Genomic DNA, 21552 nt, shown 5'->3' on the forward strand with positions numbered 1-21552 from the left:
GGGGGCCGCGGGCCGAAGTAAAGATGGGCCTGGAAGACTGACCGGCCTTCGCAGGCCGGTCAGCCGAGGCGCTTACTTACCGCGCTTGGCCAGGTTCTCGCGCAGCGTTTCCAGCCGGCCGTGCAGGTCCTTCAGGGCACTGCTGCCCTTGCCTACCAGCCAGGACGCTTCGTCCTCCAGCACGGTGCCGAGGTTGCGCTGGTTGTCCGGCAACGGCGGCAGGATGTGCGCGAAGTAGGTCTTGTCCAGCACCCGGTGCAGCAGCCGCTCGCCGGGGAACGGCTCGTTGTTGTTGAGCGCACGTGCGGCCCGGATCAGGTTGCGCACGTCGTACTGCACCGGGCTCAGGTCGGGCACCTGCTTGGCCAGGCCCAGCAGGGTGTACACCGCCACCCGCGCGGTACGCACCGAGCTTTCCATGGTGAACACCACATCGTTGCGGGTTTCCACGAACTGGCCGAGCAGGCCCAGGTTGGTGCAGCCCTTGGGCACCACGTGCGGGCGATCGCCGGCCGCGCGCGGCATGAACTGCGCGGTGATGTACGGCATCAGCGCGGTGCGCACCTTGGTGTTGGCCGCAATCGCGTCGATCTGGTCGACGATGCCCAGGTGGTAGCACAGCTCGGCCAGGATCTCGCGACCGGTACACGCCGGCATCGGCTTGGCCACGTGGTTGCCGTCCTGGTCCATCAGCAGCGCGTACACCCACACCACCAGCACGTCGCCAGGCTGGCCGATGAAGTGCGGCTGGCGGTTCACGGTGAAGCTCAGCACCCAGTTGGAGTCCGTGAAAGTGATCACCCCGCCGGTAGCGGTCTTCCCCGAATAGGGATCATTCACCGACAGTTCGCGGATCTTGTCGGTCAGCGGTGACGGGCGGCAGGTCAGCGTGGCCGATTCCCACATCGAGCCGTCCACGTCGCTGTAGAACTTCTCCGGCTTGCCGAAGATCGGCGACTGCGCGGCCAGGTTGCGCCACAGCGTCCAGTCGCTGTCTTCGCCCGGGGTGCTGGGCCCGCGCTTCAGTGCCGGCGCCGTATCCAGGTCGCCGTAGGCGGTACCTTCGGTGATCGAGCCGGTCAGCGCGAACACCAGGTCACCCTCGGCCACCGGCAGCAGCGTGTCCTCGCCACCCACGCGGCAGCGCAGCCCGGTAACGGTGCGTGATCCGCCATCGACGCGCATCTCCATGTCCACCACGCGCGTGCCGAAGGTGACCTGCACGCCCTGCCCGCGCAGCATGTTCACCAGCGGCTTCACGAAGCTTTCGTACTGGTTGTACTTGGGGAACACCAGCGCGGACATGTCGTTGAAGCCATCCAGCGCATCCAGGAAGCGATGCATGTACAGCTTCATTTCCAGCAGGCTCTGCCAGTTCTCGAACGCGAACATCGAACGCCAGAAGAACCAGAAGTTGCTCTGCAGGAAGCCCTCGCTAAAGTAGTCCTCGATGGTCACATCATCCAGGTCTTCCTTGCGCTTGAGCAGCAGCTTCACCAGCTCCCACTGCTGCGGCTTGCTCAACCCGAAGCTGGAGAAGTCCTTGATCTTCCCCTGCTGGTGCATCAGCCGGGCCTTGGAATAGTTCGGGTCGGCATCGTTCACCAACCGGTATTCGTCCAGCACGCTGTAGCCCTCGGGCAGTTCCAGCGCCGGCACGTCCTGGAACATGTCCCAGAAGTTGTCGTAATTCCAGTTCATCTCGCGGCCGCCGCGGATCAGGTAGCCCAGCTCCGGGTTGCCTGCACCATCCAGCGAGCCGCCTTCGATATCCAGGCTGTCGATCAGGGTGATGTTGGCCGCAGGCATGCCGCCATCGCGGATCAGGTAGAAGGCGGCGGCCAGTCCGGCGATGCCGGTGCCGATGATCCACGCCTTGCGCGGGGCGATGCCTTCCGGGGCCAGCGGGCGGTTGCGCATGTAGGCGCCCATCGTATCGGGCGGGGGCAGCGTATTCAGCGGCTGGTTGGACCAGTAGCCGGCCGTGGCATCAGGTTCTTTTTCCATATCAACACTCCTTCGTGGGGATGGGACCTTCGCTGCTCCAGCGATGGTACCCACCCCACCCGTGAAGGCGGTTGATCCGGGTCAATCCAGGCGGTGTGCCGTCATGCGCCCTGTTCGGCGGTGACCAGCGGCTTCACCCGCGCCGGGCGGCTGGGGAAGGCGTGGCGCACGATGCGCCACATCACCTGGCCGAACTGCTTCGGCAGCGAGCCGTTGTTGTAGTGCTGGCCGTAGCGTGCGCAGATGTCCTTCACGTCCACCGCAATCGCCGCGTAGCGGTTGGCCGGCACATCGGGGAAGAAGTGGTGCTCGATCTGGTGGCTGAGGTTGCCGGTCATCAGGTTCATGACCTTGCCGCCGGCGATGTTGGACGAGCCGCGCAGCTGGCGCAGGTACCAGTGGCCACGGGTTTCATCGCGCACGCATTCCTTCGGGAAGGTTTCCGCATCGGCGGTGAAGTGGCCGCAGAAGATCACCACGTAGGTCCACACGTTGCGGATCAGGTTGGCCACCACGTTGCCCAGCAGCACCGGCAGGAAGAACGGGCCGGCCAGCGCCGGGAACAGCAGGTAGTCCTTGAACATCTGCTTGCCCATCTTGCGCCCGACCGGGCGCGCCTGCGACAGCAGCTGGCGGAAGGTGATCTTGCCGGCGAACCAGCGGCCCACGCGCAGGTCCTGGATGGCGATGCCCCATTCGAACAGCAGCGCGAACACCACCGCCACCACCGGCTGGGTCAGGTAGAACGGGCGCCAGCGCTGTTCGGGGAAGATCCGCAGCAGGCCATAGCCGATGTCGTCATCCAGCCCGCGCACGTTGGTATAGGTGTGGTGGCGGAAGTTGTGGGTCTTGCGCCAGTTGTCGGCGGTGCCGACGATGTCCCATTCGTAGGTGCTGCCCTGCAGCTGCGGGTCACCCATCCAGTCGTACTGGCCGTGGATGACGTTGTGCGCCAGCTCCATGTTTTCCAGGATCTTGGACACCGCCAGCAGCGCAACGCCAGCAATCCAGGCCGGAATCAGCACGCTGTGCACGAATGCGCCCAGGAACAGCAGCGCGCGGCCGGCCACGCCGGTCCAGCGCACGCCGGCAACCACGCGGCGGATATAGCGCGCATCGGCCGTGCCCAGCGTTTCCAGGTGGCGCGCACGCACGGCATCGAGTTCATTGCCGAACGCTTCCAGTTCGGCGGCGGACAACACGCGGTTCTGCACGGCAGGCATGCTCAGAGCTCCAGGATCAGGTCGGTGCTGGCGCTGTTCACGCACAGCTTCACTTGCGTAGCCGGTTCGGCCGCGTATTCGCCGGTCAGGGTGTGGCGGGTCACGCCACTGGCCTTGCCGCACACGCAGGTATTGCAGATGCCCATGCGGCAGCCGCTGGCCGGGCGCAGCCCTTCGGCTTCCAGCGCCTGCAGCAGCGAAGTACCGCGCGGAAGTTCCAGGGTGCGGCCGCTGCGGCGCAGCTCGACGCGTACCGTTCCGGTCTCCGCATCGGGCAGCACCGGCGGGGTGAAGGCTTCGGACTGCAGCGTGGCCACGCGTCCCTGCAGGCGTGCGTTCGCGGCCTCGACGAAACCGCCCGGGCCGCAGGCCATCACCTGCGCGCAGGACAGGTCGCCCAACCCGCTGAAATCGTAGTCGCCCACGCGCGCGGCCGGCGCGGCCGGATCGCGGGTCAGCGCCAGGTGCACGCGGAAACCGGGATGGCGGGCGGCGATATCGGCCAGCTCGTCGGCAAAGCACACCGCTTCGCGCTGCTGCGCCCAGTACACCAGGTCCACCTGTACCGGCATGCCGGCGGTCTCCATCTGGCGCACCAGCGCGCGCATCGGGGTGATGCCGCTGCCAGCGGCCAGCAGCAGCACCCGCGCCGCAGGCGTTGCCGCCAGGGTCATCTCTCCGAACGCCTGGCCCAGCTCGAACACCTCGCCCACCTGGGCGTGCTGCGCCAGGTGCTGGCTGACCTTGCCACCCGCGACCGCCTTGACGGTGATCGCCAGGCAGCCGTCATCCAGCAGGGTCGGGCTGTAGCTGCGCGACAGGCGGCGGCCGTCCACTTCCACGCCCAGGTTCACGTGCTGGCCCGGGGCCACGCCACGGAAATGCCGGTTCGGGCGCAGGACCAGGGTGACCGCGTCTGCGCTGGCCGCAGTGCGCGACACCAGCCGTGCCCGCGCGCGGCGCAGGGTCCACAGCGGATGCACCCGGCCGGCCCAGAAGTCGAAAAGCTCCTCGGACACCCATTGGCGGGGCGAGAGGGACGAACGGCGGGCGGCGGGACGAGGGAGTGCGCTCATGACGCCACTATACGACCGAGCATACAGGTGTGTATACAGCTGTATATTGCCCAGACCGGCTATGATTCGGGGACTTGACCGTCTGGCCTCTGGATGACCCCGCCCGATTCGCACCTGACCGTCCACGACGACGCCCTGCCGGCCCGCAAAGCCTCGATTTCACGCGAGGACCTGCTGGCTGCCGCCCTGACCCTGATCGGCCCGCACCGCAGCGTGTCGACCCTGAGTCTGCGCGAGGTCGCCCGCGAAGCCGGCATCGCCCCGAACTCGTTCTACCGCCAGTTCCGCGACATGGACGAGCTGACCGTGGCCCTGATCGACCTGGCCGGCCGCTCGCTGCGCACCATCATCGGTGAGTCACGGCAGCGCGCGGCATCGTCGGACCGCAGTGTCATTCGCCTGTCCGTGGAAACGTTTTTCGAACAGCTGCGCGCCGACGACCGTCTGCTACACGTGCTGCTGCGCGAAGGCAGCGCCGGCTCGGATGCGTTCAAGCAAGCCGTCGAGCGCGAACTGAATTACTTCGAAGAAGAGCTCTGCGTCGACCTGATCCGGCTGGCGCACGCCGACAACGGCGCGCTGCTGCATGAGCCGCACCTGGTGGCCAAGGCGATCACCCGGCTGGTGTTCGCCATGGGCGGTACCGCGCTGGACCAGCCGCCCGAGCGCGACCCGGAGATGATCGAACAGACCGCGCAGATGCTGCGCATGATCATCACCGGGGCGCGCACGATTGCCGGGTATCCGCCGACGCGTTAAAGAAAAAAGGGCCGGCGCATGGCCAGCCCTTTCGTTTTACTCAGCGCGCTTGTCGCGCGTTCGCCTCAGCGGCGATAGCACTGGCGCTCCACCACGCGGTCGCCGTTCTTGCTCTGCGAGTTGCCCTGGATCTGGCGCCCGGCCGCCCCGCCCGCTACGGCGCCCGCCACGGTAGCGATCTTCTTGCCACTGCCGCCGCCCACCTGGTTGCCCAGCAGGCCACCCACCACCGCACCGGTGGCAGTACCGGCAATGCGATTGGGATCCTTGCTGTTGCGCTGCACTTCAACGTTCTTGCAGACCACCTTGGTGCCATCGTTGAAGCGGCGCCCTTCGTCCTTCGGCCCGTAGGTCTGGGCGCTGGCGCTGAACACCGATGCCATCAGGGCGGCTGCACACAGCACGTTTCGGGTAGAGAGATTCATGGTTGGCTCCTCGCTTCATGACGTAGTTCCAGTGTCTGCGCGGCGTTGGGAACCCCCTGTGAAAAGCCGTGGATGTCGCGTCAACGCCGCACGCGCTGTTCAGCCGGCAGCCATTGGCGCGTCGTCGGGAATGTTAGTGGTTGCCCCCCGCATACTTCTTCTCCCCTGCCAGCACCGCCAGCCGCGTGCGTTCGCCGCTGCCATCCTGCAGGGCCAGGCGGTTCTCCGGCGGCGGCAGCGGGCAGGTGGCGAATTCCGTGTACGCGCAGGGCGGGTTGTGCGCACGGTTGAAGTCCACCACCACCGTGCCGTCCGGCGCGACCGGGTCGGTGCGCAGGTAGCGCCCCACCCCGTAGGTGAGCCGGCCCGTGGTCTGGTCCTGGAACATCAGGTTCAGGCCTTTGGCCGGGTCGCCCAGCGCTTCCAGCCGCCACTCATGCCCTTCTTTCTCGAACACCACATAGCCCGGGTTGGGGTTGTCGGCGACCTCGCCGAGCACGTTGACGATGGGAAGCGACCTGCCGGCCGGGTGCGGCACGAACCGTGCCTGCACGCGCCAGGCTTCATCGGCTGGGAAGAAATCCAGGCCCGCGAAGTCCCGCCGTGCCGGTGCATCGGCGTGGCGCACGCGCAGGGCAAGGCGCTGACCGCGCTTGATCGCGGTGATCTGGCCCCTGCCCTCGTCATAGGCCAGCTTGGTACCACCGCCCGCCCCTTCTGGATCCAGGCGCACCTCGCCCTGTACCGGCTTGCCGTCAACGGTCACCGGCACCCCGGCGGCGACCTGGAAGTACAGGCCATCGGCGCGCTGCTCCACCTCGCCCAATCGATCCGGCGCGATGGACAGGCGGATCGCATTGTCCGCGCCCCCTCCCACGCTGCGCTTGCCTGCTTCGATCCAGTGCAGCCCGATCAGGCTGGTCCAGCCGTCCGGCTTGCTCAGGTCCGCGCTGCGTTGACGTACCCACTGCGTGTGTTCGTCCTGGAAATCCAGCGCGGCGGCTGCGGCCGCGGATGCGGTCGGCACTCCTGTGGCCTTGTCCTGTGGACTGCACGCGGCCGCGAGCAGGGTGACCACGAACAGGGAAACGAATGCGTGCGTCTTCATGGTGTTCACCAGTTCTTGGAGATGCCGAGGTGGAGGTAACGCCCGTAGGATTCGTGCAGCGCGCTCAGGTAGCTGCCGGTGGCGCTCAGCGGTGGCTCCTTGTCGAATAGGTTCCGCGCGCCCACTTCCACCGCGGTTCCACTCAGCCGCCCGCGGGTGAACTCTTTCTTCACCGACAGCGCCCAGCGTTGCGTGGACCCGACCACGAACGGAGTACGGTCCGAGTAAGCGCCGGCCGTCACGCTGTCGATGTAGTCGTCGCGCAGGCGCACCGTCCAGTCCTGCAGGTTCCAGATCAACGTGGCACTGGCCCGCCATTCCGGCTTGGCGCCGTTGATGCCCACCTCGTTGGCCGCCCCCAAATCGGGCACGAGGATGTTCAGCTGCCCGCTGGCGATGGCCGCGGCCACCTGCTGTATCTCGGCCGGTTTCTGCTGGGTGTACTCCTTGAGCTGGCTGGCACTGATCAGCAGCGAGAAGGTGCCCCACGACGTTTCCGGCAGGCGCCAGCCGAGGTTGTAGTCCACGCCCGACGCGGTGAGCGGCCGGCGATTCTGGTAGCGGTTGTAGATGTGCGTCACCACGCCCGCCGGTGCCAGGCCGGAGCCTTCGAACTGCGCGATATCCTCCGCCGTCACCTCCGCCCGCACCACGTTCGGGTTGCTGCTGCCTTCCACCACGCGCAGGTAGGCGTCATACAGCAGTTCCTCGCCCATGGTGCTGATGGGGTTCTCCACCTTTACCCGCCAGGCATCCGCGCTCAGGCTGATCGCCCCCAGCCCTTCGGGCAGGAACTGCGGCTCGAACACCACACCCCACGAGGATTGACGGGTGGTTTCCGGTTTGACGTCGTCGCCGTATGACGTCACCGAGCTCACCGACGGTTTTACCGACGAACCGCTGCTGAAGGCATTCAAGCAGGCGGTGTAATCGGGCTGCGCGCCCTTGGTGACCAGCGCATGGCAGCGGACCGCATCGTTGTTGAAGCCAAAGCCATAGGTCGGCGGCGAATTCACCAGCTCCAACCCCGGTGCACGGAAGCCGCCGCTTACCGAGCCGCGCAACAGCACGCTGTCATTCACCTTCCAGGCCGCCGCCAGTTTCGGCTTGCCCACCTTGCCGGCGTCGCTGTAATCCTCCCAGCGGCCGGCAATCTGCAGGTCCAGCGACTGCACCAGCGGAATGCCCTGCGCCGGAGACACCAGCGGCACGGCGAATTCGATCAGCGCCGATTTGACGTTGCGGCTGCCGCGCACATCCGGCCGCGGGCTGTGGGTGAAGAAGTTGCTGGCCGCGACCGTGCCGGTGTACCAGTCGGTGTAGGGGTTGCTGCCATCGATGTTCTCGTCGCGGTCATCCCGGCGGCTTTCATAGCGGTACTCCACGCCCGCCGCCATGCCGATGTCGCCGGCGTACCAGGTCAGCAGGTCGGAGCGGTTCACCTTGAAGTCCCACAGCGCCAGTTCCGTGGTGCCTTCGCGGGTGGCCTCGCCGATGAATGACGAGGTGTCGTAGGGCGTGGCATCCCCTACCCGGATGCTGGCGGGGTCGCCGCCGCTGAACGGGTTGTAGGCACTGGCGTCGGTGCGGTTCACCGCTTCGATGAAGGCATCGGTCAGCCCGCCCTGCTGGGTATCGGTGCTGCGCGCGCGTGAGTACAGCAGCGCGGTTTCCCAGTTCCAGCCGCCCTCGGTCCAGCCACGCACGCCCAGCAGCACCCGCGACTGGTCGTTGTCCACCTTCACCCGGCGGATGCCCGAATCGGCGAACTGGTAGTTGAGCAGCCGGATCGCATCGGCACCGCGCAGCGCTTGCGGAACCCAGTACGCGTCCGGGCGGATATGCAGCAGGAAGCCATCACCGCCAAAGCCCGACTCGCTGCTCACCCACGATTCGGAAGTGGCACGGTAATAGCCCAGCTCACCGAACAGCTGCACGCTGTCGTTGACGTCGAAGCGTCCCGTGGCAAACACGTTGCCCTTGCGGATGGCCGGTGACGTGGTGATGCCCGGCTCGGCCGCCGAATCGTAGTGATAGCGCGTGGGCACCGTGCCCGAGGTCAACGCACCCGTGGTGGGATTGACGTACCAGCTGCCCGTGCGGCGGCTTCCGGTATAGGTATCGAAATGCCCCCACGGGGTTCGGGTGCTGAAGCCGGTGGTTCCGTTCGGGTCCGGCACACTGGTGCCATCACCCAGTGGGCGGCGGCCGTCGGTGGCAGTGAACCAGGCATCGGAATTGAGCTGCGAGGTCCGCCTGGAGAAGCCATACAGCACTGAGAGATTGCCGCGCCCCTCGCTGAAGTCGCTGCCGAAGTACCCGTCCAGCGACACCTCTTCGCGGTGGCCATCGGCCACCTTACCGTAGTTCAGGCGAACGCCGCCGCCATCTGCCAGGTTGCTCGGCATCACCAGGTCGACCACGCCGGCCACCGCATCGGAGCCGTAGATGGAGGCCGCGCCGTCCAGCAGCAGGTTCACCCGCTCCAGGCCGAAGACCGGAATGGCGTTGGCGTTGTAGGTGGTGTCATCGCCGCTGTTGCTGATCGGGTGCTGCACGGTGCGGCGGCCATTGACCAGCAGCAGCGTGTACTTCGAGCCCAGGTTGCGCAGGTTGATGGAGCCCACGTCGCCGCGTGCGACGTTGGAGTTCCGGCCGGCGTTGGTGGTGCCCTTTTCCGTAATGGCCACATCACCAAACTGCGGCAGGCTGCGGAACAGCTCGTTGCCGTTGGTGGCCAGGGTGGCATCGATCTGCTCGCGATCCACCGCCACCACCGGCAGTGCCGCCTGCGCGCCGCCGCCGGCGATCTGCGAGCCGAGGACCGAGACCTTGTCCAGCGTGCGGGCGTTGGAACCCTGTGACTGCGACGCCGACGCAGCGGCCTCCTCTGCAGTCTCCACAGGCTCCGCGGCCTCCGCTGCCTCACCGGCCGGCGCAAGCAGCGTGCACAGGGCCAGCGCCAGATGACTGCGCTTAGCGCGTGGCTTCCGCATATGCGCCTCGCACGATGCTGCCTTCCAGCTTCTGCTCGTCCTTCACCAGGTTGTACAGCGGGCAGGTCGCCTCGACCGACTGGCGCAGCGCATCGATCTCCTGTTCCGAGGCCGGCGATTCAATCCGCACCTTGTACCGGATGTCGCTGTACCGCGCCGGCGAGCGCACGTTGCTGCCGAAACGCGGGCTGACATTGCCATCGACGGTCAGCTCCAGCGAATCCAGCAGCACGTTGCGCGAGGCGGCCTGCACTTCGAAGATGTGGGTCAGGCAGGTACCGGTCACGCCGAGCAGGTGCTCTTCCACCGTCGGGGCCAGGCCATAGCCGAGCAGACCGGGCGCGCTGTCATGCAGCTGCTGGTGATAACCGTCCTTGCCCAGGAACACCCGACGCAGGCCGGTACGCGGCTCGACGTGGGCGCGCGCGACCAGGGTTTCCGGCTCGGCCGGCTTGGCCTTGGCGCCCGGCTTCACCTGCCTGGCGAGCACCGCCGGGCGCTTCTCCTCGGTGATGAAGTCACGCAGGCCCGGCGGCAGCTTGGGGTCGCGCTCGGCCGCGCTGTGGATGTATTCCACATCGGCATGGCTGACCTGCTGCGGACGGGTGACCAGGTCGATGGCCGAGGAATTCTCATGCACCGCACGCTTGAGCGCCTGCAGCTGCGCGTCGGTGGCCGGCGAATCGATGTAGGCCACATAGGAAAGGTTGTTGGGGTAGGCAAGGGTCTCGCTCTTCCTCTCCGGGATGCTGGTGAACACCACGTCCAGGCCATCCAGCGGCACGCCCTGCACCGCCGCCTGCACGATGTATTCGTCGGCCACCGAGCTGGCCAGCGTCCCCACCAGCGAATCCCAGGAGCCGGCGCCCAGGTTGTAGCCGGCGTAGTTGCGGCCGCTGTCGCTGATGTACTGGAATTCGCCGGTCGGACCGATGCGCAGGCGGCGTACGCCGGACCGGCTTTCGGCAGTGACCTTGGCATGGATCGCGGTGGGCGTGCCGGGCTTGGCCGACTGGGCCTGGATGGCCTCGCGCTTGGCGGCCAGGTAGGTGCGCAGCGGCGAGGCCTGGTCCTCGGCCGAGGAGACCAGCGGGGCCAGCAGGAGCATGGCGGACAGTGCGGTGGTGCCGATTACCTTGAACGGCGTCGTGCAGCGTGCGATGGACATGGGAGAACGGCCTCCAGAGTGGTTCGTGAATAGAAGCCCACTCTTTCATGTCGCATCGCCGCATTTAAATAACCGTTGGCAATTCCCATATACATGCCCACGCCGCCGCGATTCGACGGATGGGGTCCACTGCTAGAGTTCGTGCGGACCAGGCATAGAGGGTCAGGACTGAATGACCACCACCGATCCACTGGTACTGGTGCTGCAAGGCAGCGCAGTAAGTGACATCCCCAGTTTCTACGCCGAGATCAACCGGGTCTTCATGGCCGACGAGGATTGGCAGCTCGGGCATAGCCTGGATGCGCTGGATGACATGTTGTACGGCGGTTATGGCGTGTTGGCCGGGCACGAGAACGCGACGTTGATCTGGCAGGACATCGAGCACGCCCGCAGCGCGCTGGGCGAGGAAACTACCTGCGTATGGCTGAAGGCCAAGCTGGACGGAAACGACAGGTTCAACAGCCCTGTCATCGTCGCCCAATTGCAGGCGCTGGACGCTGGAAAAGGCCAGATTTACTTCCAGATCGTCATGGATATCTTCTCCGCCCATCCCCGCATCACCGTGTTGCAGAGGTGACTCGGTTACACTGCATGCACACACCCGGATCAGCTCCCCTCCTCACACGCATTACGTGAGTGACGGGCCCCGGGTTTTTTTTCGTCTGCGCGTCGGGTTTTGCGCGCCACACCCTGCTTATCGTCGCTTCTGGCGCGCGCTCCCATCAGGGCGACCTCCACTACAATGGTCCACCCGGCCTTTCCGGCCCGCCTGCCCCGATGGACCCCGCGTGACCCAGAAGCCCGCCGAACACACCCCGCTGATGAAGCAGTTCTTTGCCGCCAAGTCCGGCTACCCGGACCTGCTGCTGTTCTTCCGCATGGGCGACTTCTACGAGCTGTTCTACGACGACGCCCGCAAGGCGGCGCGGCTGCTGGATATCACCCTGACCCAGCGCGGCAGCTCCGGTGGCGCGCCGATCCCGATGGCCGGGGTACCGGTGCATGCCTACGAGGGCTACCTGGCACGGCTGGTGGCGCTGGGCGAGTCGGTGGCCATCTGCGAGCAGATCGGCGACCCGGCGCTGGCCAAGGGCCTGGTCGAGCGCAAGGTGGTGCGCATCGTCACCCCCGGCACCGTCACCGACGAGGCGCTGCTGGATGAGCGCCGCGATACCCTGCTGATGGCGCTCTCGCGCGGCAAGAACGGCTATGGGCTGGCCTGGGCCGACCTGGCCGGCGGCCGCTTCCTGGTCAACGAGGTCGATTCCGACGACGCGCTGGAAGCCGAGCTGGCCCGCCTGGAGCCGGCCGAGCTGCTGGTGCCGGATGAAGAGAACTGGCCCGAATTCCTCAAGCACCGCAGCGGCATCCGCCGCCGTGCGCCGTGGCTGTTCGATGCCGACAGCGGCCGCCGCCAGCTGCTGGCCTTCTTCAAGCTGCATGACCTGACCGGCTTCGGCATCGACGACAAGCCGCGCGCCACCGCCGCGGCCGGCGCACTGCTCGGCTATGTCGAAGAAACCCAGAAGCAGCGCCTGCCGCACCTGACCTCCATTTCCACCGAAACGGCGAGCGAGGCGATCGCGATGAACGCGGCCACCCGCCGCCATCTCGAGCTGGACACGCGCGTGGACGGCGATACCCGCAACACGCTGCTGGGCGTGCTCGATACCACCGTCACTCCCATGGGTGGGCGCCTGCTGCGCCGCTGGCTGCACCGTCCGCTGCGCCTGCGCGAGGTGCTGGTGCAGCGCCACGATGCGGTGGCCACGTTGATTGATCGTGGCGCCGACAGTGACGTGCGCGAGGCCTTCCGTGCGCTGGGCGACCTCGAACGCATCCTCACCCGCGTGGCGCTGCGTTCGGCGCGCCCGCGCGATTTCTCCACGCTGCGCGATGGCCTGGGCCTGCTGCCGGAGGTGCGTGCGGTGCTGGCGCCGCTGGATTCGCCGCGCCTGGTCGCCCTGCGCGAGGCCTTGGGCTCGCATGACGAATGCGCGCACCTGCTGGCCTCGGCCATCGCCCCTGCCCCGCCCATGAAGCTGAGCGACGGTGGTGTGATCGCGGAAGGCCATGACGCCGAGCTGGACGAGCTGCGCCGCCTGTCCACCCATGCCGACCAGTTCCTGATCGACCTGGAGCAGCGCGAACGCGCCAGCAGCGGCATCGCCACGCTGAAGGTCGGCTACAACCGCGTGCATGGCTACTACATCGAAATCAGCAAGGGCCAGAGCGAAAAGGCGCCGGTGCATTACACCCGCCGCCAGACCCTGACCAATGCCGAGCGCTACATCACCGAAGAACTGAAGTCGTTCGAAGACAAGGTGCTGTCGGCGCGCGAACGTTCGCTGTCGCGCGAAAAACTGCTGTACGAACAGCTGCTCGATACGCTGGCCGGCGAACTGGAACCGCTCAAGCAGTGTGCCGCCGCGCTCAGCGAACTGGACGTGCTGGCCGGCTTCGCCGAACGCGCGCAGGCGCTGGACTGGGCGCGCCCGGAACTGGACACCGCCCCGTGCCTGCGCATCGAGCGCGGCCGCCACCCGGTGGTGGAAGCGGTGCGCGAGCAGCCGTTCGAACCCAACGACCTGGACCTGCACGCCGACCGCCGCATGCTGGTCATCACCGGCCCGAACATGGGCGGTAAATCCACCTACATGCGCCAGAACGCGCTGATCGTGCTGCTGGCCCACATCGGCAGCTTCGTGCCGGCCAGCCGCGCGGTGATCGGCCCGATCGACCGCATCCTGACCCGCATCGGCGCCGGCGATGACCTGGCACGCGGGCAGTCGACCTTCATGGTCGAGATGAGCGAAACCAGCTACATCCTGCACCACGCCACCGCGCAGTCGCTGGTGTTGATGGACGAGATCGGCCGCGGCACCTCCACGTACGACGGCCTGGCACTGGCAGATGCGGTGGCCCGCCACCTCGCTTACGAGAACCGTTGCTACACGCTGTTTGCCACCCACTACTTCGAGCTCACCGCGCTGGCCGACGAGCAGCACCAAGGCGGCATCAGCGGCATTGCCAACGTGCACCTGGACGCGGTGGAGCACGGCGAGGCGCTGGTGTTCATGCACGCGGTGAAGGATGGCCCGGCCAACCGCAGCTTCGGCCTGCAGGTGGCCGCACTGGCTGGCCTGCCCCGTGCCACCGTGGCCCAGGCCCGGCGCCGGCTGGCCGAGCTGGAGCAGCGCGGCGGCGAGACCGTGGCCGCCACCATGGCCCCGCAGGCGCTGGATGCACCGCAGCAGTTCGGGCTGTTCACCGCGCCTTCCAGCAAGGCACAGGAGGCGCTGGCGGCGATCGACCCGGATGAGCTGACCCCGAAGCAGGCGCTGGAGGCGCTGTACCGGCTGAAGGCGCTGGTATAGGCCAGCGCGGTCACGACCAACGGTCGTGACCTACCGCGCCCGTCCAGTGCGATAGCGCCCACCGTTGGTCGGGCGGTTGGTTGCCCGGCCGCGTGAAGCCTTCGCATTCCCTTCGTGCACGCGGCGTTATGCTCCGCCGGTCCCATCCCGGGTCGAAGGAGTCGATCGTGAATACGAACTCGCTCACCGCATCCCTTTTCTCGCAGTTGCAGGGCACTGGCGTCCAACAGGTCTCCCAGCAGCTCGGCCTGGACCAGAACCAGGCCACCCAGGCGGTCAGCGCCGCCCTGCCCCTGTTGATGGGCGCGCTCGGCAGCAACGCCAGCCAGCCGCAGGGCGCGCAGTCGCTGCTCAATGCGCTCCAGAAAGATCATCTCGGCAGCGGGAGCGGCGGCGGCGGTTTCGACCTCGGTGGAATCCTGGGGGCCGTGCTCGGGGGCGGCGGCGGAGGTGCCGCCACCAACGGCGCTGGCATCCTCGGCCACGTCTTTGGCGGCCAGACCAATCAGGCGGCCCAGGTGCTGGGCAACAAGACCGGCCTCGACAGTGGCCGCGCCGGCCAGCTGCTGGCAATCCTGGCGCCCATTGTCATGTCGTTCCTGGCCCAGCGGTTCGCCCAGCAGGGCAATGCCAACGAGCTCGGCCAGGCGCTCGGCGCCGAAGCGCCACCGGCAGCTGCCGGCGGCATTGGCGGCCTGCTCAACGCGTTCGACCAGGATGGCGACGGCCAGTTCGGCCTCAGCGATGTCATGGGCATTCTCAGCAAGCGCTGATCAGCCTGTCGGTCGTCGGCCTTGCATGGCCGGCGACCTTTCAATAGTCCGTGCCTATCACTTTGGTTAGTTCAATTGAATTTACCAACCGCCGAACGGCGCATAGGGTAGTTGGGCTGCCCTCGCGTCCTTCCGCGGGGCCCATTCCACATTCGCCAGTCCACAGGTAACTACCCATGAAAAGCGAAGCGAAGTGCCCGTTCAACCACGCCCTTGTCGGCGATGCCACGACCAACCGCGACTGGTGGCCCAACCAGCTCCGCGTGGACCTGCTCAACCAGCACTCCTCGCGCTCGCACCCGCTGGCCGCTGACTTCGATTACGCCCAGGCGTTTTCCAAGCTCGACTACGCCGCCCTCAAGGCCGACCTCACCGCGCTGATGACCGATTCGCAGGAGTGGTGGCCGGCCGACTTCGGCCACTACGGCGGCCTGTTCATCCGCATGGCCTGGCACAGCGCCGGCACCTACCGCATCGGTGACGGCCGCGGTGGCGGCGGCCGCGGCCAGCAGCGCTTCGCCCCGCTCAACAGCTGGCCGGACAACGTCAGCCTGGACAAGGCGCGCCGCCTGCTGTGGCCGATCAAGCAGAAGTACGGCCAGGCCATTTCCTGGGCCGACCTGCTGATCCTCACCGGCAACGTCGCGCTGGAATCGATGGGCTTCAAGACGCTCGGCTTTGCCGGCGGCCGCCCCGATACCTGGGAACCGGACCAGGACGTGTACTGGGGCCGCGAAACCACCTGGCTGGGTGGCGATGTGCGCTACGCGCACGGCTCCGAAGGCGTGGTCGAAGACCATGGCGTGCTGGTGTCCGATGACGATGCCGACGGTGACATCCACTCGCGCAACTTGGAAAACCCGCTGGCCGCCGTGCAGATGGGCCTGATCTACGTGAACCCCGAAGGCCCGGATGGCAACCCGGACCCGATCAAGGCCGCCATCGACATCCGCGACACCTTCGGCCGCATGGCCATGGATGACGAGGAAACCGTGGCACTGATCGCCGGCGGCCACAGCTTCGGCAAGACCCACGGCGCCGGCCCGGCCGACAACGTGGACGTGGAACCCGAAGCGGCCGGCCTCGAACACCAGGGCTTGGGGTGGGCCAACAAGTTCCGCAGCGGCAAGGGTGGCGACACCATCACCAGCGGCCTGGAAGTGACCTGGACGCGCACCCCGGCGCAGTGGAGCCACGACTTCTTCCAGATCCTGTTCGGCAACGAATGGGAACTGACCAAGAGCCCGGCCGGCGCCCACCAGTGGGTGGCCAAGAATGCCGAGGCAGTGATTCCCGACGCGCACGACCCGTCGAAGAAGCACCGCCCGACCATGCTCACCACCGATCTGTCGCTGCGGCTGGATCCGGCCTACGAGAAGATCTCGCGCCGCTTCCTCGAAGACCCGCAGGCGTTTGCCGATGCCTTCGCACGGGCATGGTTCAAGCTGACCCATCGCGACATGGGCCCGCGTGCCCGCTACCTGGGCCCGGAAGTGCCGGCCGAAACCTTCATCTGGCAGGACCCGGTGCCGGAAGCACCGAAGGCGCAGATCAGCGCGGGTGACGTGGCCGCACTGAAGCAGCAGATCGCGGCGGCCGGGTTGAGCGTGGCGGAGCTGGTCTCCACTGCATGGGCCTCGGCATCCACCTTCCGTGGTTCGGACAAGCGCGGCGGCGCCAACGGCGCACGCATCCGCCTGGCCCCGCAGAAGGACTGGGCGGTGAACCAGCCTAGGCAGCTGGCCAAGGTGCTGGCGGCGCTGGAGAAGATCCAGGCCGGCTTCAAGGGCGATGGCGGCGCGCAGGTGTCACTGGCCGACCTGATCGTGCTGGCCGGCAATGTCGGCGTGGAGCAGGCGGCCAAGGCCGGCGGCCATGACGTCAGCGTGCCGTTCAATGCCGGCCGTACCGATGCGAGCCAGGAACAGACCGACGTGGAATCCTTCGCGGTGCTGGAGCCGTATGCCGATGGTTTCCGCAACTACGTGAAGGGCCGCTACAGCGTGCCGGCCGAGGCGCTGCTGATCGACAAGGCGCAGCTGCTGACCCTGACCGGGCCGGAGCTGACCGCACTGGTGGGCGGCCTGCGCGTGCTGGGTGCGAACGTGGACGGCAACACCCAAGGCGTGCTGACCGAACGCCCGGGCACGCTGAGCAACGACTTCTTCGTCAACCTGCTGGACATGGGCACGCAGTGGAAGGCCAGCGGCGATGGCTACGAAGGCAGCAGCCGCAACGGCGGCGGCAAGCGCTGGACCGGCAGCCGGGCTGACCTGGTGTTCGGCTCCAACTCGGTGCTGCGTGCAGTGGCCGAGGTGTATGCCAGCGCCGACGGCGAGAAGAAGTTCGTGCAGGACTTCGTCGCCGCTTGGGCACGGGTGATGGAGCTGGACCGGTACGACCTGCACCGGTGATGCGAAAGGCGCCCTTCGGGGCGCCTTTCCTGATTCAAATGGCGTCGATATCGCCCAGCGCGCGGATCAACCGCCGCGCGCGTTTGTCGGGGCGGTGCTCCGGCGGCTGGTAGCCATTCTTCGCCGCCGCGCGCTGCGCACGCAGTTCGGCCCGCCGCGCGCGGGAGGCCTCGCTCTCTTCGTACAGCTGCTGCGCCACCGGCGCCGGGCCACGCAGGTCGCTCAAGCCGCGCACCTGCACGTCATAGACTTCGTCGCCGCGGCTGATCTGCAGCTGCTCGCCCACGCGCACCGCGCGCGAGGATTTCGGGCGCTGCCCGGCCACGTCCACCTTGCCTGTTTCCACCGCCTGCTTGGCCAGGCTGCGGGTCTTGAAGAAGCGTGCGGCCCACAGCCACACATCCAGCCGCACGGCGGCGGGCACCAGCGTAGTTGCTTCGGTCATGCGGGTGGTTCAGCTCCCCGGCTCTGCCGGTCGTCGGTTCAGCGGTTGCGGCGCCGAGGGGTTGCCACGGCACCCGGTGCCACCGATCAGCACGGGTACCCCCGCATCCAGATCGCGGCGCTGGCTGCCGACCTGGCATTCCGGTCGGTCCATCGGCCGTACCTGCGCATCGCGCAGGCGGTCGTCTGTAGACGAACATGCGGGCAGCAGCGCGGCAATCAAGAGTGCCGCGAGTGCGGGGATGAACCGGTCAGGTGTACGCATCGCGATATCCCGGTTACGGGGTTGGTGCTAGTGTGCCGCTCTCCGGGCTTGATCTCCAGAGCACATGGCCAAAGCGCCGCTTGACCTGACTACCGGCCCGATCGGGCGCAATCTGTTCCTGTTCGCCCTGCCGATCCTGGCGGGCAACATCGCCCAGTCGTTGAACGGCTCGGTGAATGCGGTGTGGGTGGGCCGTTTCCTGGGCGAGGCGGCGCTGACTGCCACCGCGAACGCCAACAACATCATGTTCTTCCTGATTGGTTCGGTGTTCGGCATCGGCATGGCCGCCACCATCCTGATCGGCCAGGCGATGGGCGCCAAGGACATCCCGCAGGCGCGGCGGGTGATGGGCACCAGTGCCACCTTCTTCATCGGCCTGTCGGTGGTGATCGCCATCGCTGGCTGGTGGCTGTCGCACCCGCTGCTGGCGGCGATGGGCACGCCGGCCGCGTCACTGCCGCTGGCCGAGGCCTACCTGCGCATCATCTTCCTGGCCATGCCCACGCTGTATGCCTTCGCCTTCCTCAGTTCGGCACTGCGCGGCGTCGGCGATTCACGCACGCCGTTCCGCTTCCTGCTGCTCTCGGTGGTGCTGGATATCGGCTTCAACCCGCTGCTGATCTTCGGCATCGGGCCGTTCCCGAAGCTGGGCATTGCCGGTGCGGCGTGGGCCACGCTGATCGCGCAGACGCTGTCGCTGATCGGCCTGCTCTGGTACATGCGCAACAAGCGCCATGTGCTGTGGCTGGGCCGCAAGGACATGCGGCTGTTCAAGATCGACACCGAGATCCTGCGTGCGCTGGTGGTCAAGGGCGTGCCGATGGGCCTGCAGATGGTGCTGATTTCGCTGTCGATGATCATGATGATGACCATGGTCAACAGCTACGGCACCGATACCGCCGCGGCCTATGGTGCGTCGCTGCAGCTGTGGACGTATGTGCAGATGCCGGCGATGGCGATCGGTGCGGCGTGTTCGTCGATGGCGGCGCAGAACGTGGGCGCGGGCAACTGGTCGCGGGTGCGCGGTACCGCGCGCAGCGGCGTGCTGTACAACTTCCTGCTGACCGGCGTGCTGATCCTGCCGCTGATCCTGCTGGACCGTTACTCGCTGGCGCTGTTCCTGCCCACCGGCAGCGAAGCGCTGGACGTGGCGCGCCATCTCAACCACATCGCGGTGTGGTCGTTCCTGTTCTTCGGCGTGAACTTCGTCATCTCCGGCGTAGTGCGCTCCACCGGTGCGGTGATTCCGCCGCTGCTGATCCTGGCCGTTTCGCTGTGGGGCATCCGCGTGCCGTTTGCCGAACTCCTGCAGGACCGCCTGGGTGCCGATGCGGTGTGGTGGAGTTTCCCGGTAAGTTCGTTCTGCGCGATGCTGATGTCGCTGGCGTATTACCGCTGGGGCGGCTGGCGCAAGGCGCGCATGTTGCCGAGCCACCGCGAGGAAATGGCCGCGCCGGCGGAGATTCCCGCATCGCCGCCCTCGCCTGTTGCCGATCCGGACCCGCGACCGGCATCGTAATGCCGGAAACGCAAACGGCCACCCGAAGGTGGCCGTCTGTTGGGGTAGGAACCGACCGTTGGTCGGTACCCCACGCCGGTATTACTGGGCAGCCTTGGCAGCCAGGCGCGCGACCTTGGCCTGCGCTGCGGCAGCCAGATCTTCCTTGATGCGGGCAGCCTTGCCTTCCAGGCCACGCAGATAGTACAGCTTGCCGGAGCGGACCTTACCGCGACGCTTCACTTCGACCGAGTCGATGATGGCGCTGTGGGTCTGGAAAACGCGCTCGACGCCGTAGCCGTGCGAGATCTTGCGGACGGTGAACGCGGAGTTCAGGCCGGCGTTCTTGGTGCCGATCACGACGCCTTCGTACGCCTGGACGCGCTCGCGGTTGCCTTCCTTCACCTTCACGTTCACGACAATGGTGTCGCCCTGGCTGAACTTCGGCAGCTCGCGGGTGATCTGGGCGGATTCGAAGTCCGAGAGGATGGATTTGTTCAGCTTGCTCATGGGTGCACCGATTGTGTTCGTTCGGGTGGGCGTGTCATTTCGACAACGTAGGCTCATGCAGTCACCGGACTGTGCTGCACGTTTTTTGTAGGGTTTCCACCGTCAGGCGTGAAAGGCCTGATGGGAATCCGCAATTCTAACCACATCTGGGGGCGGTTACCACCCCGGCCAGGCTTACGGCAGTTCGGCCTTGGCCTGGTCCAGCAGGATCCGGTCGGCCTTGGACAGGCTGGCCTCGTCAAGCAGGTCCGGGCGGCGCAGCCAGGTCCGCAGCAGCGACTGCTGGCGGCGCCAGCGGGCGATGGCCGCGTGGTTGCCCGAGCGCAGCACGTCCGGGACATTGCCCCATTCATGTTGTGCCGGCTGGCTGAAATGCGGGCAGTCCAGCAGCCCCTGCGGGCCTTCGAAACTGTCCTGGGCGGCAGATTCGGCGTCGTTCAAGGCGCCTTCCTGCAGCCGGGTAACGGCATCCACGATCACCGCCGCGCCCAGCTCGCCGCCGGACAGGACGTAATCGCCAATCGAGATTTCCTCGGTGACCTCGGCCGCCAGGAAGCGCTCGTCCACGCCTTCATAGCGCCCGCACAGCAGGATCATGCGCGGCAGTGCCGCCAGTTCCCGGACCTTGGCCTGGGTCAGCGGCTTGCCCTGCGGGCTCAGGTAGATCACCGGGGCCGGCGCGGGGTCGGCCGCCTTGGCCGCCGCCAGGCAGGCGCGCAGCGGCTCGATCAGCATCACCATGCCCGGGCCACCGCCGAACGGACGGTCGTCCACCCGGCGGTAGTTGCCCTCGGCGTAGTCACGCGGATTCCAGCCATGCAGGTCCAGCAGGCCGCGTTCGGCCGCACGGCCGACCACGCCCAGCGCGGCCGACTGCGCCATGAATTCCGGGAACAACGTGATGACGTCAATGCGCACCGGTCAGAACTCCGGGTCCCAATCAACGATGACCAGGTTGGCCTCGAAATCCACCGATTTCACGAAGTCCGGCTGCACGAACGGAATCATCCGCTCGCGGTCGCCCTGCACCACCACCACGTCGTTGGAGCCGGTCGAGAACAGGTGCGATACCCGGCCCAGTTCGACACCATCAACGGTACGCACCTGCAGGCCTTCCAGGTCGACCCAGTAATACTCGTCGGCCTTCGGCGGCGGCAGTGCGCTGCGTGCTACATAGACTTCGGTTCCGTACATCGACTCGACCACATCGCGGTCGGTGATATCGGGAAACACCGCTACCAGGTGCTTGCCGGACTGACGTCCGCGCGCGCCCTTGAGGGTGCTCTCCTGGCCGGCGGGCGAGCGCAGGATCCAGGGCTGATAGTTGAAGATGGCGGTACGCGGCTCGGTCCAGGACTCGAGCTTTATCTCGCCTCGCACACCAAAAGCGCCGACAATCCTGCCCAGCAGGATGCGGCGCTCGGTATCTTTCATCTGTATATGCCGACGGGCCGCGCCACGCGCGGCCCTTCAGGATAAGGCCGCAGCGGCCGGGGCCTTGGTGGCTTA

18 protein-coding genes are annotated in these 21552 nt (G+C 66.8%); 6 read left to right on the forward strand and 12 right to left on the reverse strand.

The window, feature by feature from the left end; translation table 11 throughout:
- Nucleotides 1-72 precede the first annotated feature (72 nt).
- The 3 genes from QMX79_RS13005 to QMX79_RS13015 all read right to left on the reverse strand — a co-directional run bounded on the left by QMX79_RS13005 (nt 73) and on the right by QMX79_RS13015 (nt 4306).
- Nucleotides 73-2007, reverse strand: a complete 1935-nt coding sequence (locus tag QMX79_RS13005; RefSeq protein ID WP_282247120.1) for an oleate hydratase — start codon at nt 2005-2007, stop codon at nt 73-75.
- A 101-nt stretch (nt 2008-2108) separates the two neighbouring features.
- Nucleotides 2109-3230 carry an acyl-CoA desaturase gene (locus QMX79_RS13010; RefSeq protein WP_282247121.1) on the reverse strand — a complete coding sequence of 374 codons (1122 nt, stop codon included), beginning with the start codon at nt 3228-3230 and terminating at the stop codon, nt 2109-2111.
- A 2-nt stretch (nt 3231-3232) separates the two neighbouring features.
- The gene (locus tag QMX79_RS13015) at nt 3233-4306 is read right to left on the reverse strand and encodes a ferredoxin reductase (RefSeq protein ID WP_282247122.1); all 1074 of its coding nucleotides are present in this window, start codon (nt 4304-4306) and stop codon (nt 3233-3235) included.
- A 93-nt stretch (nt 4307-4399) separates the two neighbouring features.
- Here QMX79_RS13015 and fabR point away from each other — a divergent pair, with 93 nt between their 5' ends.
- Nucleotides 4400-5065 (forward strand): HTH-type transcriptional repressor FabR, encoded by a 666-nt coding sequence (gene fabR, locus QMX79_RS13020; RefSeq protein ID WP_068850302.1) that lies wholly within the window; start codon nt 4400-4402, stop codon nt 5063-5065.
- A 65-nt stretch (nt 5066-5130) separates the two neighbouring features.
- Here fabR and QMX79_RS13025 read toward each other — a convergent pair whose 3' ends face one another.
- The 4 genes from QMX79_RS13025 to QMX79_RS13040 all read right to left on the reverse strand — a co-directional run bounded on the left by QMX79_RS13025 (nt 5131) and on the right by QMX79_RS13040 (nt 10762).
- Nucleotides 5131-5448 (reverse strand): glycine zipper 2TM domain-containing protein, encoded by a 318-nt coding sequence (locus tag QMX79_RS13025; protein ID WP_246233628.1) that lies wholly within the window; start codon nt 5446-5448, stop codon nt 5131-5133.
- A gap of 175 nt (nt 5449-5623) precedes the next feature.
- The gene (locus QMX79_RS13030) at nt 5624-6598 is read right to left on the reverse strand and encodes a DUF1684 domain-containing protein (protein ID WP_282247123.1); all 975 of its coding nucleotides are present in this window, start codon (nt 6596-6598) and stop codon (nt 5624-5626) included.
- A 5-nt stretch (nt 6599-6603) separates the two neighbouring features.
- On the reverse strand, nt 6604-9594 hold the full coding sequence (locus tag QMX79_RS13035; RefSeq protein ID WP_282247124.1) for a TonB-dependent receptor: 2991 nt from the start codon (nt 9592-9594) through the stop codon (nt 6604-6606).
- Entirely contained in the window at nt 9575-10762 is a 1188-nt protein-coding gene (locus tag QMX79_RS13040; protein WP_282247125.1) for an OsmC family protein, read from the reverse strand. Before QMX79_RS13040 ends, QMX79_RS13035 begins: the two co-directional genes overlap by 20 nt.
- Nucleotides 10763-10934: 172 nt before the next feature.
- Here QMX79_RS13040 and QMX79_RS13045 point away from each other — a divergent pair, with 172 nt between their 5' ends.
- From QMX79_RS13045 to katG, 4 genes are all read left to right on the forward strand, one after another.
- The gene (locus tag QMX79_RS13045; protein ID WP_282247126.1) at nt 10935-11339 is read left to right on the forward strand and encodes a barstar family protein; all 405 of its coding nucleotides are present in this window, start codon (nt 10935-10937) and stop codon (nt 11337-11339) included.
- A 244-nt stretch (nt 11340-11583) separates the two neighbouring features.
- Nucleotides 11584-14139 carry a DNA mismatch repair protein MutS gene (mutS, locus tag QMX79_RS13050; protein ID WP_282247133.1) on the forward strand — a complete coding sequence of 852 codons (2556 nt, stop codon included), beginning with the start codon at nt 11584-11586 and terminating at the stop codon, nt 14137-14139.
- A 164-nt stretch (nt 14140-14303) separates the two neighbouring features.
- Nucleotides 14304-14912: a DUF937 domain-containing protein gene (locus QMX79_RS13055; RefSeq protein WP_282247134.1), complete on the forward strand. Its 609-nt coding sequence runs from the start codon at nt 14304-14306 to the stop codon at nt 14910-14912.
- A 176-nt stretch (nt 14913-15088) separates the two neighbouring features.
- Nucleotides 15089-17326: a catalase/peroxidase HPI gene (gene katG / locus QMX79_RS13060; protein ID WP_282247127.1), complete on the forward strand. Its 2238-nt coding sequence runs from the start codon at nt 15089-15091 to the stop codon at nt 17324-17326.
- Between the two features lie 34 nt (nt 17327-17360).
- On the opposite strand, the gene QMX79_RS13065 is transcribed toward katG, so the two are convergent.
- Together QMX79_RS13065 and QMX79_RS13070 are read right to left on the reverse strand one after the other, a co-directional pair.
- Nucleotides 17361-17771, reverse strand: coding sequence for a S4 domain-containing protein (locus QMX79_RS13065; RefSeq protein ID WP_282247128.1), 411 nt, complete (start codon nt 17769-17771; stop codon nt 17361-17363).
- A 9-nt stretch (nt 17772-17780) separates the two neighbouring features.
- The gene (locus QMX79_RS13070; protein ID WP_282247129.1) at nt 17781-18035 is read right to left on the reverse strand and encodes a hypothetical protein; all 255 of its coding nucleotides are present in this window, start codon (nt 18033-18035) and stop codon (nt 17781-17783) included.
- Nucleotides 18036-18099: 64 nt separating this feature from the next.
- Here QMX79_RS13070 and QMX79_RS13075 point away from each other — a divergent pair, with 64 nt between their 5' ends.
- Entirely contained in the window at nt 18100-19554 is a 1455-nt protein-coding gene (locus QMX79_RS13075) for an MATE family efflux transporter (protein WP_282247130.1), read from the forward strand.
- An 81-nt stretch (nt 19555-19635) separates the two neighbouring features.
- Here QMX79_RS13075 and rplS read toward each other — a convergent pair whose 3' ends face one another.
- The 3 genes from rplS to rimM form a co-directional block, all read right to left on the reverse strand.
- Nucleotides 19636-20043 carry a 50S ribosomal protein L19 gene (gene rplS / locus QMX79_RS13080; protein ID WP_282247131.1) on the reverse strand — a complete coding sequence of 136 codons (408 nt, stop codon included), beginning with the start codon at nt 20041-20043 and terminating at the stop codon, nt 19636-19638.
- Between the two features lie 174 nt (nt 20044-20217).
- Nucleotides 20218-20961, reverse strand: coding sequence for a tRNA (guanosine(37)-N1)-methyltransferase TrmD (trmD, locus tag QMX79_RS13085; RefSeq protein WP_282247132.1), 744 nt, complete (start codon nt 20959-20961; stop codon nt 20218-20220).
- Between the two features lie 3 nt (nt 20962-20964).
- Nucleotides 20965-21477 (reverse strand): ribosome maturation factor RimM, encoded by a 513-nt coding sequence (rimM, locus tag QMX79_RS13090; protein ID WP_068850280.1) that lies wholly within the window; start codon nt 21475-21477, stop codon nt 20965-20967.
- Nucleotides 21478-21552 lie beyond the last annotated feature (75 nt).

It is taken from the genome of Stenotrophomonas sp. PS02300 (genome assembly GCF_029959395.1).
In the GTDB taxonomy this organism is placed as follows: domain Bacteria; phylum Pseudomonadota; class Gammaproteobacteria; order Xanthomonadales; family Xanthomonadaceae; genus Stenotrophomonas; species Stenotrophomonas maltophilia_AD.

Excerpts from the sequence above, each read along its gene's own strand:
- mutS (WP_282247133.1), top strand. The coding sequence starts at position 11,584 with ATGAAGCAGTTCTTTGCCGCCAAGTCCGGCTACCCGGACCTGCTGCTG.
- QMX79_RS13075 (WP_282247130.1), top strand. The coding sequence starts at position 18,100 with ATGGCCAAAGCGCCGCTTGACCTGACTACCGGCCCGATCGGGCGCAAT.
- rplS (WP_282247131.1), bottom strand. The coding sequence starts at position 20,043 with ATGAGCAAGCTGAACAAATCCATCCTCTCGGACTTCGAATCCGCCCAG.
- fabR (WP_068850302.1), top strand. The coding sequence starts at position 4,400 with ATGACCCCGCCCGATTCGCACCTGACCGTCCACGACGACGCCCTGCCG.
- QMX79_RS13015 (WP_282247122.1), bottom strand. The coding sequence starts at position 4,306 with ATGAGCGCACTCCCTCGTCCCGCCGCCCGCCGTTCGTCCCTCTCGCCC.
- rimM (WP_068850280.1), bottom strand. The coding sequence starts at position 21,477 with ATGAAAGATACCGAGCGCCGCATCCTGCTGGGCAGGATTGTCGGCGCT.
- QMX79_RS13035 (WP_282247124.1), bottom strand. The coding sequence starts at position 9,594 with ATGCGGAAGCCACGCGCTAAGCGCAGTCATCTGGCGCTGGCCCTGTGC.
- QMX79_RS13030 (WP_282247123.1), bottom strand. The coding sequence starts at position 6,598 with ATGAAGACGCACGCATTCGTTTCCCTGTTCGTGGTCACCCTGCTCGCG.
- QMX79_RS13025 (WP_246233628.1), bottom strand. The coding sequence starts at position 5,448 with ATGGCATCGGTGTTCAGCGCCAGCGCCCAGACCTACGGGCCGAAGGAC.
- QMX79_RS13005 (WP_282247120.1), bottom strand. The coding sequence starts at position 2,007 with ATGGAAAAAGAACCTGATGCCACGGCCGGCTACTGGTCCAACCAGCCG.
- katG (WP_282247127.1), top strand. The coding sequence starts at position 15,089 with ATGAAAAGCGAAGCGAAGTGCCCGTTCAACCACGCCCTTGTCGGCGAT.
- QMX79_RS13045 (WP_282247126.1), top strand. The coding sequence starts at position 10,935 with ATGACCACCACCGATCCACTGGTACTGGTGCTGCAAGGCAGCGCAGTA.
- QMX79_RS13070 (WP_282247129.1), bottom strand. The coding sequence starts at position 18,035 with ATGCGTACACCTGACCGGTTCATCCCCGCACTCGCGGCACTCTTGATT.
- QMX79_RS13010 (WP_282247121.1), bottom strand. The coding sequence starts at position 3,230 with ATGCCTGCCGTGCAGAACCGCGTGTTGTCCGCCGCCGAACTGGAAGCG.
- QMX79_RS13040 (WP_282247125.1), bottom strand. The coding sequence starts at position 10,762 with ATGTCCATCGCACGCTGCACGACGCCGTTCAAGGTAATCGGCACCACC.
- QMX79_RS13065 (WP_282247128.1), bottom strand. The coding sequence starts at position 17,771 with ATGACCGAAGCAACTACGCTGGTGCCCGCCGCCGTGCGGCTGGATGTG.